General features: G+C 38.1%; 16 protein-coding genes. 4 read left to right on the top strand and 12 right to left on the bottom strand.

From position 1 onward, the window contains the following. Positions 1–14: 14 nt before the first annotated feature. Together FEDK69T_RS07440 and ric are read right to left on the bottom strand one after the other, a co-directional pair. On the bottom strand, positions 15–2,105 hold the full coding sequence (locus FEDK69T_RS07440) for a ribonucleoside triphosphate reductase (protein ID WP_023573537.1): 2,091 nt from the start codon (positions 2,103–2,105) through the stop codon (positions 15–17). A 28-nt stretch (positions 2,106–2,133) separates the two neighbouring features. Further along, positions 2,134–2,859, bottom strand: a complete 726-nt coding sequence (gene ric, locus FEDK69T_RS07435) for an iron-sulfur cluster repair di-iron protein (RefSeq protein WP_023573536.1) — start codon at positions 2,857–2,859, stop codon at positions 2,134–2,136. 116 nt (positions 2,860–2,975) lie between these two features. On the opposite strand from ric, the gene nadA reads away from it, so the two are divergent. Continuing rightward, positions 2,976–3,905, top strand: a complete 930-nt coding sequence (nadA, locus tag FEDK69T_RS07430) for a quinolinate synthase NadA (protein ID WP_023573535.1) — start codon at positions 2,976–2,978, stop codon at positions 3,903–3,905. Beyond that, the gene (gene nadB, locus FEDK69T_RS07425) at positions 3,905–5,458 is read left to right on the top strand and encodes an L-aspartate oxidase (protein WP_035630023.1); all 1,554 of its coding nucleotides are present in this window, start codon (positions 3,905–3,907) and stop codon (positions 5,456–5,458) included. The genes nadA and nadB overlap by 1 nt, the downstream gene beginning before the upstream one ends. Here nadB and FEDK69T_RS07420 read toward each other — a convergent pair. The 10 genes from FEDK69T_RS07420 to FEDK69T_RS07380 form a co-directional block, all read right to left on the bottom strand. Then, entirely contained in the window at positions 5,426–5,869 is a 444-nt protein-coding gene (locus FEDK69T_RS07420) for a hypothetical protein (protein WP_035630024.1), read from the bottom strand. The genes nadB and FEDK69T_RS07420 overlap by 33 nt on opposite strands. Then, positions 5,866–6,240 carry a group III truncated hemoglobin gene (locus FEDK69T_RS07415; protein ID WP_023573532.1) on the bottom strand — a complete coding sequence of 125 codons (375 nt, stop codon included), beginning with the start codon at positions 6,238–6,240 and terminating at the stop codon, positions 5,866–5,868. Before FEDK69T_RS07415 ends, FEDK69T_RS07420 begins: the two co-directional genes overlap by 4 nt. Positions 6,241–6,258: 18 nt before the next feature. Continuing rightward, positions 6,259–6,474: a hypothetical protein gene (locus tag FEDK69T_RS16090; protein WP_023573531.1), complete on the bottom strand. Its 216-nt coding sequence runs from the start codon at positions 6,472–6,474 to the stop codon at positions 6,259–6,261. Further along, on the bottom strand, positions 6,475–7,026 hold the full coding sequence (locus tag FEDK69T_RS07410; protein WP_244875459.1) for an ABC transporter permease subunit: 552 nt from the start codon (positions 7,024–7,026) through the stop codon (positions 6,475–6,477). It abuts the gene before it with no gap. Then, positions 7,010–7,732 (bottom strand): ABC transporter ATP-binding protein, encoded by a 723-nt coding sequence (locus tag FEDK69T_RS07405; RefSeq protein ID WP_035630026.1) that lies wholly within the window; start codon positions 7,730–7,732, stop codon positions 7,010–7,012. Before FEDK69T_RS07405 ends, FEDK69T_RS07410 begins: the two co-directional genes overlap by 17 nt. Beyond that, positions 7,729–8,964, bottom strand: coding sequence for a nitrous oxide reductase family maturation protein NosD (locus FEDK69T_RS07400; protein WP_023573527.1), 1,236 nt, complete (start codon positions 8,962–8,964; stop codon positions 7,729–7,731). Before FEDK69T_RS07400 ends, FEDK69T_RS07405 begins: the two co-directional genes overlap by 4 nt. Beyond that, on the bottom strand, positions 8,961–9,413 hold the full coding sequence (locus FEDK69T_RS07395) for a nitrous oxide reductase accessory protein NosL (RefSeq protein ID WP_051385089.1): 453 nt from the start codon (positions 9,411–9,413) through the stop codon (positions 8,961–8,963). The genes FEDK69T_RS07400 and FEDK69T_RS07395 overlap by 4 nt, the downstream gene beginning before the upstream one ends. Before the next feature lies 1 nt (position 9,414). Continuing rightward, positions 9,415–9,993 carry a membrane protein gene (locus FEDK69T_RS07390; RefSeq protein WP_035630145.1) on the bottom strand — a complete coding sequence of 193 codons (579 nt, stop codon included), beginning with the start codon at positions 9,991–9,993 and terminating at the stop codon, positions 9,415–9,417. A 141-nt stretch (positions 9,994–10,134) separates the two neighbouring features. Next, on the bottom strand, positions 10,135–12,108 hold the full coding sequence (gene nosZ / locus FEDK69T_RS07385) for a Sec-dependent nitrous-oxide reductase (protein WP_023573525.1): 1,974 nt from the start codon (positions 12,106–12,108) through the stop codon (positions 10,135–10,137). Between the two features lie 61 nt (positions 12,109–12,169). Continuing rightward, on the bottom strand, positions 12,170–12,679 hold the full coding sequence (locus FEDK69T_RS07380; protein ID WP_023573524.1) for a c-type cytochrome: 510 nt from the start codon (positions 12,677–12,679) through the stop codon (positions 12,170–12,172). 215 nt (positions 12,680–12,894) lie between these two features. Between FEDK69T_RS07380 and FEDK69T_RS07375 the strand changes: the two genes are divergently transcribed. Together FEDK69T_RS07375 and FEDK69T_RS07370 are read left to right on the top strand one after the other, a co-directional pair. Beyond that, positions 12,895–13,383 (top strand): DUF1761 domain-containing protein, encoded by a 489-nt coding sequence (locus tag FEDK69T_RS07375; protein WP_023573523.1) that lies wholly within the window; start codon positions 12,895–12,897, stop codon positions 13,381–13,383. Between the two features lie 63 nt (positions 13,384–13,446). Beyond that, positions 13,447–14,595: an 8-amino-7-oxononanoate synthase gene (locus tag FEDK69T_RS07370; RefSeq protein ID WP_035630029.1), complete on the top strand. Its 1,149-nt coding sequence runs from the start codon at positions 13,447–13,449 to the stop codon at positions 14,593–14,595. The last annotated feature ends 75 nt before the right edge of the window (positions 14,596–14,670 follow it).

Below are 14,670 nucleotides of genomic sequence, written 5' to 3'. Positions count from 1 at the left end.
ATTTCATAATCATACTAATTTTGGTTTTCAATTATAATTTCATCGCATTTTGGACAATATTCATGTTCGCCGTTTAAATAGCCATGTTTCGGACATATACTAAACACAGGAGTCACCGTAATATAAGGCAGCTTGAATTTCGTCAAAACGGTTTTCACAAAGTTCTTACAAGCTTCAGAAGAACTGATTCTTTCATTCATGTACAAATGCAGTACCGTACCTCCGGTATATTTACATTGTAATTCATCCTGCATTAAAAGAGCGTCAAAAGGGTCCCTTGTATAGTCCACCGGAATTTGGGAACTATTGGTATAGTATATATTTTCACCAATTCCTGCCTGAAGGATTTTAGGAAAACGTTTTTTGTCTTCTTTGGCAAAGCGATACGTAGTTCCCTCTGCAGGAGTTGCTTCGAGATTGTACAGATTTCCGGTTTCCTCCTGAAATTCTTTCATTCGATTACGGATATAATCCAAAATTTCGATGCAGAAATCATTGCCGAAAACCGTCGTAATATCTTCCGTATCATTCGTAAAATTCCGAATCATTTCATTCATTCCATTTACGCCAATCGTAGAAAAATGGTTTCTGAAATGCGGAAGATACCTTTTCGTGTATGGGTACAATCCTCTATCGTACATATCCTGAATAAAGGCTCTTTTCTTCTCCAAAGTGGATTTAGCTATTTCCATCAACTTATCCAATTCCTCAAAAAGTTCTTCTTTTTCTCCTTTGAACAGATAACCCAATCGAGCCATGTTTATGGTTACAACGCCGATGCTTCCAGTCATTTCAGCACTACCAAAAAGTCCGTTGCCGCGTTTCAGCAATTCTCTTAAATCCAGTTGCAAACGGCAGCACATACTGCGCACGGCATTCGGTTTATATGCGTTTGGATTTTCCACCTGATTGCCGTTTTCGTCCAATACATACTGGCTGCCTATGAAATTCTGAAAATACGATGACCCTATTTTGGCGGTATTCTCAAACAACAGATTGGTATTCTCACCATTCCAGTCAAAATCCTCTGTAATATTCACAGTTGGAATTGGAAAAGTAAATGGCTGTCCGTTAGCATCTCCTTCAGTCATAACCGTATAGTATGCTTTGTTTATCAGATCCATTTCAGCCTGAAAATGCTCATAACGCATTTCGGTTACATCAGTCACGCCTCTTTCTTTGGCGCGTTTCAGAATAATTTCATCCTTACAGCTTACAAAAAGATGCTGGTCATTTTTAGTCGGAATCTGTTCTTTTAAATCTTCGGGAACTACCCAGTCCAGAGTAATATTGGTAAATGGCGACTGCCCCCAACGGGCTGGCACGTTCAGATTGTAAACAAAACTCCGTATGGATTTTAAAACATCGTCAAATGTCAAATTATCTTTAAAAACATATGGTGCTAAATACGTGTCAAAAGAACTGAATGCCTGAGCCCCGGCCCATTCGCTCTGCAATATCCCAAGGAAATTAGCCATTTGCCCCAATGCCTCCCTGAAGTGTGACGGAGCTTTGCTCTCTACCCTTCCCCGAACGCCATTGAACCCCTCATTAAGCAATACACGCAAACTCCATCCAGCGCAATAGCCTGTCAGGCAGTCCAAATCGTGAATGTGTATGTCTCCATTTCTGTGTGCATAGCCCTCTTCTTTGGAATACACTTTGTCCAACCAGTAATTGGCTATTATTTTACCGGCTACATTATTGACCAAGCCCGCATTGGAAAAGGAAGTATTGGCATTGGCATTAATTCTCCAGTCGGTTTGGGACGTATATTCTTCAATAGTTTGTGAGCTGTCTACATAAGTGGTATCGTCATTCAATCCCTGAACGTGTTCACGCTGCAGTTTTCGAGTGTGGCGATACAGCATAAAGGAACGCATCACTTCAAAATGTCCTCTTTCAAAAAACAGTTTTTCGATAACATCCTGAATTTCTTCAACAGCCCAAACATCACTGTATGGCATAGCAGCCATTACATCCTCAAACACTCGTTCGTCATAAGGAATTGAAACACTGGCAAAACTTTTTTCTATGGCGTCCTTGATTTTAAAATCCTCAAACGGTTTATAATCGCCATTTCTTTTGATAACATATTTTTCCATTTTCTAGGCTTTTTATGTTATACAACAGTTATAAAACCGTAAATTTTTGCTCCAAATCTTTTGCTTTGTGAAAAAGAATATTGTTTTCCAAATGGATATGTTTGTGTAAGTCCTTCTCAAAATCCTCAAGCATGGCAAAAGTCACCTTATAGGTATTACATCCATCTGCCGGAGGTGTATAATTATTGGCCAGCTTAGAAATTCTTCTCAAGCGTTCCCCTTCACTGTCATGTTCATCCATCATCATAGCAATTGGATTATATACACTCCCAAAAAATGGTTGTTCTATCTGAGTTTTATTCTGCAGGGAATCGCACATTTTTTTGATAAATGGAAACAATACCAATTCTTCTTTCTTCATATGTTGAGCTAAAGCCCCGGCAGTGATTTGAAAAAGAGAATTAATTTCGAAAAGTTCAGGATGTTGCTCTCCATGGACTTTACACAATTTATCTAAAAATGTCAGTAACACAGGTGTTTTTTCTTCCACATAACGGTGATGCACTTTTTCGATATAATCGATCAATAAATCAGCAGGCCAAGATTTATAATCTATATTTGTATCATCGTTCTGATTCAAAACCTCGTTGATCTCATTTTCCAATTCTGAATGATCAAGTCCTTTTTTTTCACAAACTTCACTTAAAGTACGATGTCCTTTGCAGCAAAAATCAATGCCGTATTTTGAAAAAACAGCAGCTGTTCTAAAATCCTGAGCTACAAATTCGCCAATTGTATTTTCTTGTGTTTTCATAATATTTCTTTTTAATGTTTATACAATATTACTTCGATAAGCAAGCCTGATTATATGACTTAAATCATATGTAAAAACTTTTTACCATGCGTACTTTGTATTTTATTACAAACAATATGAACGAGTTACAGAATCAAATAATCGAACTGAAAAAGAAAAAAAACGCCGTCCTTTTGGCTCATTATTATCAGCGTCCGGAAATTCAGGAAATCGCAGATTATGTTGGTGACAGTCTTGGATTATCGCAGGAGGCAAAAAAAACAGATGCCGATATCATTTTATTTGCCGGCGTTCATTTTATGGCCGAAACCGCAAAAATCTTAAACCCGTCCAAAAGGGTGCTGCTTCCGGATTTAGAAGCCGGTTGTTCTTTGGCGGAATCCTGCCCGCCATCTGCTTTTGAAAAATTCATACAGGCGCATCCGGACCATCTTGTCATTACTTATGTCAACTGCTCCGCTGAAATCAAAGCTTTAAGCCATATTGTCTGCACTTCTTCCAACGCTGAAAAAATTGTTCGATCTGTTCCTGAAGACACTCCGATAATTTTTGCACCGGATAAAAATCTGGGCAGGCACATTATCCAAAAAACAGGCAGAAACATGATTTTGTGGGATGGTTCCTGCGTGGTGCATGAAGCCTTTTCCCTAGACAAATTAATTGACCTGTACAAGCAGCACTCGGATGCCGAAATCATTGCCCATCCCGAATCGGAATCCCATATTCTGAAAACTGCAAATTTCATAGGCTCCACCGCGGAAATGATAAAATATGTCGGAGAAAGTCCGAATAACAAATTCATCATAGCCACCGAAGCAGGAATTTTACATAAAATGCAGCAGGAAGTACCGCAAAAAATACTCATCCCGGCTCCAACGAATGAAAACAACACTTGTGCCTGCAGCGAATGCGGTTTTATGAAAATGAATACTCTTCAAAAGGTATACGATTGCCTGCTGAACGAAAGCCCTGAGATCGAACTGCCGGAAAAACTCATAAAAAAAGCGTTAGTACCCATTGAACGAATGTTAGAATTATCAAAATAATGACACAGAACAATTACTTAGTCATCGGTTCGGGAATTGCCGGATTGACATTTGCTTTAAAAATTGCCGATCGTTTCCCCGACAGGTCCGTGACCATTGTGACCAAATCGAATGCAGATGAAAGCAACACAAAATATGCTCAGGGCGGAATTGCTGTGGTCATTGACAAAGTAGCCGACAATTTTAGAAAACACATTGAGGATACCCTGATCTGCGGTGATGGATTGTGCGATCAAAAAGTTGTTGAAATGGTAGTCACTGATGGCCCAAAAAGACTACAGGAATTAATCAATTGGGGAGCCAAATTTGACCTGAATGAACAAGGAAATTTAGATTTAGGAAGGGAAGGCGGACATTCAACAAACCGAGTGGTTCATCATAAAGATCAAACGGGTTATGAAATTGAAAGAGCCATTTTAGCGAAAGTGTATAAAACTAAAAACATACAGATTCTGGATTATCATTTTGCTTTTGAATTAATCACCAAAAATAACCGTTGTTTTGGCGCTTATGCCTTAAATGAAAAAACAAATGAGATAATCCCATTATTATCTGATTACACTTTATTGGCAACAGGCGGAATTGGACAGGTCTATGGCCATACCACAAATCCTGCAATTGCTACAGGCGATGGAATTGCTATGGCAAAAAGAGCAAATGCCAAAATTACAGACATGGAATTTATCCAGTTTCATCCAACGGCTTTGTATGATGAAAACCTAAGTTCTACCTTTTTAATTTCGGAAGCCGTAAGGGGATTTGGAGGTATTCTTCGAACAAAAGACGGCATTCCTTTTATGTCAGATTACGACCCGAGAGGTGATTTGGCTTCCAGGGATATTGTCTCACAAAGCATCGAAAACGAGTTGAAAAAATCAGGGGATGATTGTGTGTACCTGGATTGTACGCATCTTGAAATAAATGCCTTTATCAAACATTTCCCCATGATTTACAATCGATGCAAAGAGGCCGGAATTGACATTGAAAAAGACTGGATTCCGGTGGTACCTGCACAACATTATCTGTGCGGAGGAATCTCGGTTGATACAAACGGACAAACTTCCATAACCAACCTATTTGCTTGTGGCGAATGCTCTCGAACCGGTTTGCATGGTGCCAATCGACTGGCATCTAACTCGCTTTTAGAAGCCATTGTTTATTCAGACAGAATATATAAGTATCTGGAAAAAGTCAGCACAACATATAGCAGTACAACTTACTTTCCCGGAAAAAAGAAAAATAACGATAAAAAATTGGATCAATTCTATCTTTCCAATATTAAGAACGAATTGCAAAACACAATGCGTAAAAACGCAGGAATCACCAGAAATGATCTCGATTTGGAAAAAACCAAAAACAAATTGGAAATGTGGCGATTAGAATTATTAAAGCTGGAAAACCGAATTCTGGTTACTAAAGAATTCTATGAATTAAAAAACATGATAACGGTTAGTTTACTGATAGTGATGCAATCTATGGCGAGAAAAGAAAATCGTGGCGGGTTTATCAAATCTGAAATTTTAGAAACCTCCTATTCTCACCAAACTCCCTAAAATAAGCAAGGTTACACCAATCACTGTTACTGTAATAATCAGTAAACTAGCTGGAAGTAATCTGTCTGACTTCAACTTTGGAAACACAAAAATGTCTGCACATATTGCCATTACCATTGTGGTTAAAAGTAAAATCAATTTTGTGGAAACCACTTTTTCAATAGCGTTTGAAAAGGAAAACCATTTGGTAAAAGTCACATCAAAATCGTAAGCCATCATAATTCCGGTAATTACCAGAATCAGGAGTGAAGGCATTCCGACAGGTTCAAATTTACCTTTGAAGTTCTTTAAAATTGAGGCATCTCTCTTTTTTATTGCCTCAGGCAAAAAACGAATCGACAAAAACAAATGTCCCCCAACCCATATTGAGGCTGCCAATAAATGTAAAACCAAAAGAATGTGATGCCTCATTGCGACAAAGTTTTATACATCATGGCCGAAGCAATATTCATGGCCCGATGTTTGATTTCCTCCGCTTTTTCTCCTTGGAATAAGGAATCGACCGTATAAATAAATAATGCAACCCAATGATCAAAATGTAACTTATTCATTGTGCTTTTCTGATGAAGTTCCTTGTGCTTTTGCATGGGATTACCGTCATAATTACCGGCGAAAAACAAAATATTTTCCCAGAAATTGTACATTTTCGGCAGATGGGTTTCCCAATTCACTTTGGCCACATCATTAAACAGATAGCCGATAACTTCGTCCTGTTTTACGGAATCATAAAACCTGTCAACTAATTTTTTGATGTCTTCTCGATGCCTGATATCAGTTTTCATTATTTTATCTTGTAAAAACTATAAATCGTTATGTTTAAATTTTCTTAATGAAATAAAAAACGGAATGATTCCCCAAAGAAACAGTAATACAAAAGAAGCTGCCAACCCCCATGAGGTTCCGAAAAAATCTTTAAAAATAGCCCCTGTATACCCCATCATAGCCGAAACGTCGAGTTGCAATAAAATTAATATCCTAGCCAGATCGATCGGACTCAAGGCAGACAGAAACACCATCTATTTTTCTATTGGGTAGTCCGCTAATTGAAACAAAAGAAACAAGACCAATCCGTCGAACAATAACGCAAAAAACAGCCACTGCATAATTGCAATCCCAATTCCCTTAGCCTTATCCCTGGTCAAAATTGAACTTAAAAATGCCAGTCCGACAAATATTACAGTAATTAGGCTCCCAACCACAATCATCATGAACCCAGTGACATCCGGCGCATATAAAAGCAACGGAATACCGGCACCAATAAGAAAAGCCAAGACCATGGACAAAGACAATCCGGCAAACAAACTTTTCCAGATTTTATCTCTTGTGACGGGTTGCCCCAAAAGCAATTCGATAAACTCTGCACTGTTATAAATATAAATGGTTGAAAAAAGTATTGACACCAATGGCACAGTAAACAATATCACATTTAGAATCGTAAGCAATCCTTTGGAGGAAGTATCTTCAAGAGCAAAGGAACTCCAAGATAGTGCCGCCAAAATAATAGTGTAAACCAATACAATTTTGTTCCTCACTATATCGTGTAAAATAATATTAACCAACCTTTTCATACTGCTTTCTCTTTAATATTTTGGCGATGGCTTTTGATATCTTATCTACCTGAATCTCTTCTTTCAGGTCAGCTACTTTTTTGTGGAAACAGACCTCGCCTTCCTGAATAAAAATGATTTCTGTAATCAGTTCATCCAGTTCACTTAACAAATGGGAGGTAATCAGGATCAGTTTTCCTTTTTCTTTTTCCCTGATAATTTTCTCTTTTAAAATTTCAGATGCCAGCGGATCAAGCCCTGCAGTAGGTTCATCCAATATCAAAACATCGGGATTAAATAAAAAAGCCAGGACAGCGCTTACTTTTTGAGTGGTTCCGCCGGAAAGCGTCCGCATTTTTTTGTCAAACATTTTCTCCAATTCAAAACTTTTCATCAATTCTTCGTCGATGTCCGCATCATGGTTTCGAATCTGTTTAATCATGTCCACAATCTGTCCAATAGTCATATTATCAGGATATCTTCCAATCTGAGGCATATAACCAATCTTTTCCCTGTAGCGGTAATCCCCTAAAACAGATTTTCCTTCAAAGTCGATTTCGCCGCTATCCGGCAAAACCATTCCGAGAATCGACTTAATCAGTGTGGTTTTTCCGCATCCGTTAGGGCCAATCAGTGCAATACACTCGCCTTTTTGAAAGGATAAGGAAACGTTTTTCAGCACCTCTAATTTCCCGAACTTTTTACAGCAATTTTTAATTTCGATCATAGTGGCAAGGCATGCATTAGTGGTGTTTTATCAACAAAATTCTCAGGTGTTATGCTGGGAAGGACTTTTTCCGATTTATCTAAAAGCGTTATCATAAAACTTCTGAAGAGCAACATAGCAGATGGCGTATTCTCGGTAAGAACTGCAAACAAACTCAGTGGATGATAAGGAACATCTCCGACATTATCCCTATTAAGATCATACCCTTCATATTTATCCCAATAATTACTGTTAAAGGTATTGAGCACTAAGCTCCCATTAGTACTGATATCAAAGGTATTCCCTAAAAAATTGTTTTGAGTAATTACATTATCCATGCAACTAGCCTGAATTTTCATCCCCCAACCATTGGCGCTGAACACATTCTTTTCAACTTTAATTCGCGAAGTCCCTTCCATATAAATCCCTGACGTATTCTTGCTGAATGTATTTTTAAAAATATAGCTGTCTGATATTTCCTTGAGTAATAATCCGTAGGCCGAATCGCCCCAGTTTTGTTCAAAATGATTGTTAATCATCTTTACGTTTCTGGTAAACATTACTGCTACTCCTGCCCCGTTACCTTTAAAAACATTGCCGACATACGAATCATCATTTGAAAACATGAAATGCAGGCCATAACGAATGTTGTTATTTGAAATATTCTTTTGGATTAAGGACTCGGTGACAAATTCAAAATAAATTCCGTCGCGGTGCCCCATTATTTTATTCCCGATTATTTTCAGATTATTGCTTTTCCAGCAGTGGATTCCGTTTCCGATAAGCTGTTCGCCTTTTCCGTAGGCCCGGAGATTATTGTTTCTTATAATGCAGTTCGTAGAATTCTGCAGATAAATCCCAAAGAAATTATTGTCAAGGATATTATTCTCGATAACCACATTTTTTTGGTCATACACTTTGATTCCACAAGGATCTTCAAGCGATGCATGACCGGAATTTATAATTTTAAATCCTTTGACCGTAACATAATCGGCATTAACCGATAAAACTTCAACCTTGTGTTTTCCGTCAAGGACCGGATAATTTTTCCCTATGAAGGTGACTTTTTTATCTATTCGGATATTTCCTTCGCTGTAATAGCCGCCATCCACAATGATAGTATCGCCATCGGAGGCTAATTCCAACGCTTTTTTAATTTTTTTAATCGCTGAATTTTTCCCAACAGTGATCACTTTGGCATTACCCAGGCAGATAAAGCCGCTCAAGAATAGAATCGATAACAGTTTTCTCATTTGATAGACGAATATACCTCGCTCCAGGTCATTGGTACAGCATTATACTTTTGCTGAAATTCATTTTGTTCTTTGTTGTTGGTAAAGGCTGCGAAATTACCGCCCATGGGTGATTTGATCGTCCCGCCTTTTATGTAAAAACATTTTTCTGCAGGGACCAGCTTATTTTCTTTCGTATAATCTGCAACATAATGCGCTTTATAGTGCACCGCTGTATTTCCATTGGGCACCTCTGTATTTCCTCCCTTGGCATAGGAAATCATACATAGCAAATCATCAAACTTATAGACCCTTCCTTTTTGCGTAATTAATTCGGCTCCAAATTTCCCGTTTGAAATCGTCATTTTACAAAAATCACAATGATCGGAATTCAGTTTTATCTCTTCCGGCCCATTACTCCCGCAAGCCGATAACAATAAAGCCATGACAAAAAACAAGTACTTCCCCATCTTATTTCCTGAATTTAAATTCTTTTAAAACAATCATAATTAACAGTAAAGCAGAACCCGCAAGCATCCACCCTCCGGTATCAGGAATCGAATATGCCGCAAAATTCAACAGTTGTTTATATCCCAATAAGGGTGGCTGATAGGCCATTCCGGGCACTTTGATGGCAGCATTGGGATCCAAATTATGACCGTATTCATAGTTCCAACGATAGAAATCGGCAGCTGAAATAATAATAAAAAGCATGTACGTTATAAAAAATCCAAGTACCGCTTTTCGTTTGGCAATAAATATTAAAACGAATGATACAAGGGCAAAAGCTCCGAAAATATATGGCAAAACTGAAAATTCGAAAAAATTTTCGGTATGTAGCGTTGCCATTCCGATATAATGGTTTAATCCATTGATAACATCCACATCCCCTCCTATTTTGTTTGGATACAGTTGCAGTACTAATCCTTCGGGATATTGGGGAGCATCGAGCTCAATTCTCCATAATGGCACAAACAAAGATCCTGCAAATAAAGCTGCAACCATTAAAAGCAACACTTTTGACGAATTAGAAATTTTTGTTGTTTCCATAGTATTAAAAAAAGAAACTGTCCAAAAATTACAACATTCGCATTTTGAAATTTCCATAAATGGCCATTCAAATTTAGATCTGTTGTTTTTCTGCTTGAAAAGAGAAAATAAATTTTGGACAGTTTCTTATGTTAGGTTATTTTAAATTTTTGGCTGGTTAGTACCAACGCTCCACGTGAGCGGCACATTGCTTCCTGCAGGTGATACACGTACATATCCTGACATTTCCTGATGTAGGGCGCTACAGAAATCCGTACAATACATTGGGAACATTCCAACTCTGTCCGGCACCCACTTCAATGTAGTGGTTTCTCCCGGCATGATTAACAATTCCGCATTGTTGGCTCCTTTAATAGAAAATCCGTGAGGCACATCCCAATCCTGTTCAAGATTTGTAATATGGAAATATACTTCGTCACCCATTTTAATTCCTTCAATGTTATCAGGAGCAAAGTGAGAACGAATAGAAGTCATATAAACATGAACCTTATTCCCCTGGCGTACAACTTTTGCTTCTTTTTCTCCTTTTGCCGCAAAAGGATGGTTATTCTCTGCAATTTTATAGAATTTATACTGACCATTATTTCTAATTAAATCTGCAGGCGCAGCTTGTGCATAATGAGGTTCACCGATAGTTGGAAAATCCAGGATAAGCCGCATTTTATCTCCACTGATATCATAAATCTGAGCCGATTGTGCCAGCTCCGGTCCGGTTGGCAAATATCGGTCTTTAGTGATTTTGTTATAGGCTATCATGTATTTTCCAAATGGTTTTTTAGAATCGCCGCCTGGAACACATAAGTGTCCAACAGAGTAATAGGTAGGTACCCTGTCTAAAACTTTTAATGATTTGATATCCCATTTTACAACTTCAGAAGAAACAAACATAGAGGTATACGCATTTCCTTTTGCATCAAATTCTGTGTGTAATGGCCCTAAACCTGGTTTTTTAACTTCCCCATGCAATGCTGCTTCATATTTTACAACCGAAATACCGCTATAATCTCCGTCAAATTGCTTATTGGCAATTGCCGATTGCAATTTATCAAAACTGAAAACCGGTATCAAAGCAGCTAATTTTCCTGATCCTACTATGTATTCCCCTGTAGGATCAACATCACATCCGTGAGGGGATTTTGGACAAGGAATCATATAACAGATATCTTTTAAGGCAGTCGCATCAAGCACAAGAACTTCATTTTTCGTTTCAGAAGTTGCAGTGTGAGTTTTTTCATCCCATTTGTTCCGTACATATTTTACAGATTGCTTTTTAGCTTTACCGGCTTTGACATATTCCTCAGCTTTTTTCCAATTTACTGCCATGATAAAATCCTTATCCTTTTGAGAAGCGTTCACTTCCAATAAAGTATTGGCTTGTTCCGTATTATAACAAGAGAAAAACATCCATCCGTGTGATTTTCCTTTTCCGGCATGTGATAAGTCAAAATTCACCCCTGGGGTAACAATTTGAAAAGCCAAATCCATTTCTCCTTCTTTACCAACTTTTACAAAACTGATATGTCCTTTAAAATTTTGTTTATAGGTATTTATAGGCACATCACCGTTGACATAATCACCGGGAACACTAAAACGGGTACCAGCTACCACATACTCAGTATTTTCAGTAATAAAAGGTGAAGAATGATTCCCGCCAACATTTGGTAACTCAATTATTTCTGCAGTTTTAAATGTTTTAAGATCAACACGGGCAATACGAGGAGTATTGTTAGCATTTGCAAAAACCCAACGTCCGTCAACTTCGCCATTTGTCTGTGACATTTCTGTATGGTGTAAATCATCCCAAGGTACAAATCCGTGCGAGGTATTTAACATCGGTTTCGTTTCTTCGCTATATCCCCATCCTTTTTCAGGATCAACGGAAAACACAGGTATTACCCTGAATAATCTTCCACTCGGCAAACCGTAAACACTAAGCTGTCCGCTAAATCCACCGGAAACAAAGTTGTAAAACTCATCGTACTTCCCTGGCGCGACATACGCTTTTTGAGCCGCATCACCACTCACTGCGTCCCCTGAATCTTTAGGCTTACAGGAAGTAAAGAGCATACTCCCTACTGCAATCACAAAGATTGACTGTATAAATTTATTTTTCATAGTGATTTGAATTAAAAAAAGAAAATCGCAGCGCTTATCCCAATGCGATTTTCATATTGTTTTATTTTACTCCGTCGTTTTTTCTCATGTATTCAAGAATATTTCTTGCCTCTGTATCATTTAGTCCTTGATTTGGCATACGAACCAAACAAATTTCTAATTGTGCCTGAACAGCAGGATCTTTATCAATCATAGGGTCCGGATTTGTGATAAAATTCATAATCCATTCAGGTTTACGACGAGTAGTCACATCTTTCCATCCCGGGCCAACGAGTTTTTCGTCGGTAAGTTTGTGGCATGAGGTACATTTTACTCCTGCTACTTTTTCTCCTTCAGTAGCCATAGCCTGATCCAGTTTTGCTCCCAGATCTACTTTATCATATTTACCTTCTCCTCGATGAGGATCATATTTTTCAGCATCGGTCGCTGCCGAAGATGTTTCACTTGAAGGTGCTTCCGTTGAAGGTGCTTCCGTTGTTGGTTTAGAAAAATCATCCCCTGAACTTTCTTTTTTCCCACAAGAGACGAATAATAAAATTGTTAGCGCAAAAATTGATGATAATCTTTTCATGATAATACGATTTAAGATGTTAAGACGAATTTACTTATATCTCCGATTTTATTTTATGACCGTAATCATAAGCCGAAAATCACCAAAAGTAAATAGCTTTCACACTTACTGGAATATCAAACAACATTCATAAGTTTCATTTAAGCTTCAGAAAAACAATGATTTAGTTTTGTGTATTTTTTCTTATATTTGAGCATAAACCAAAAAAATATTTTATGGAATTTAACTTCGTAGCCGTACTGGTTGCTTCACTGGTCACTTTACTCGTTGGATTTGTATGGTACAACCCTAAAGTTTTCGGAACGATCTGGATGAATGAATCTGGGATAACAGAAGAAAAAGCCAAACAGGGCAACATGCTCAAAATTTTTGGATTAACAATATTCTATTCATTAATGCTTTCCTCAGCTGTCCCCAGTTTAGTAGTCCATCAGATGGGAGCATTCGCAATGGTAGGCGGTCCAGCTTTTGCCGACAAAGCTCTTCCTTCTTATGCCGCTTTCATGGCCGATTACGGAGACGCTTTCCGCTCGTTCAAACACGGAGCACTTCACGGATTTACATCGGGATTGTTTTTAGCACTACCGATTACTGCAATCAATGCTTTATTTGAGCAAAAATCATGGAAGTACATTTTGATTAACGCCGGATATTGGATTGTTTCCCTAACCATCATGGGTGCAATCATCTGCGGATGGAAATAAAAATTAACATTTAATTATAGTGTAATCGCTCTACTTTTGTACTTGTAGAGCGATTTTTTCTTTGTGAAGCAGCCTTATCATTATAAAATCTACTCCTCTGTTGCAGAGCTTCCCAGCACTTGGGACGAATTGTCTGTATCGAATATTTTCCTTTCAGCAGATTATCTGAAAGCAATGGACCATTCGGCACCAAAGAATATGATTTGCCACTATATCGGCTTATTTAAAGACACCAAGCTGATAGGCATCGCACTTTCTCAGTTTCTCGATCTGAATCTGGTGGATTCTTTTGGAGAACGCGATAACTGTATCAAAACTTCAGTTCGAAATTTTGTGTTCCGAAACTTCACATCGCACGTTTTGTTCATGGGTAACAACATGCTTACAGGACAGAACGCTTTTGTTTTCTCGGAAGAACTAAAACCTAACGAAGGAATCCACTTATTGCACAATGCCGCACGGGAACTTAAAAACCGTTTTAAAAAACAAGGCAAAAAAATACACCTGACCACTTTCAAGGATTTTTTTACCAATGAAAAACATATTTTGGAAGCTCCTGAATTCGGATCTTTTTACAAGTTCTCCACACAGCCCAACATGATTTTTTCGATAGCAGAAAACTGGAAATCGGAAGACGATTATGTTAGTGCGCTGAGTAAAAAATACCGTGACCAATACAAAAGAGCCCATAAGAAACTAAACGGGGTTGAAAAACGAAAAATGAGCCTGATAGAAATTGAGCAGCACAATACAACGATTAACTTCCTCTACCGAAATGTGGCTAAAAATGCTCCCTTCAACACTTTCTTTTTGGCGGAAAATCATTTTTATGAACTCAAAAAGCATTTGGGACACAACTTCCTTTTTTATGGCTATTTTTTGGAAGACAAACTTATCGGTTTCAACACCCTGATTAAAAACGGCAGCACCATTGACACGTATTTTTTGGGTTATGATGACGAACATCAAAGGGAAATGATGGTATACCTTAACATGCTTTACGACATGGTTAAGTACTCGATCAAGAAGCAATTCAAGGAAATTATTTTTGCCCGAACCGCTTTGGAAATTAAAAGTTCTGTGGGCGCCAAACCTGTTGAAATGGTAGGCTTTATGCAACATTCCAACCCTCTGATCAACCGTTATGTCGGAAAGATTTTCAAATCATTGGAGCCGGAAACCATTTGGCAGGAGCGGAATCCTTTTAAATAGAAGGCAGATTGCAGGATGCAGATGACAGAAGAGTCAGTTTGCAGATGGCAAATGGCAGGATGCAGATAGCAGGCT

The organism is Flavobacterium enshiense DK69 (genome assembly GCF_000498495.1).
GTDB classification, from domain to species: domain Bacteria; phylum Bacteroidota; class Bacteroidia; order Flavobacteriales; family Flavobacteriaceae; genus Flavobacterium; species Flavobacterium enshiense.
The sequence above is the reverse complement of the archived record's forward strand: the minus strand, read 5'-3'. Positions and strand labels throughout refer to the sequence as shown.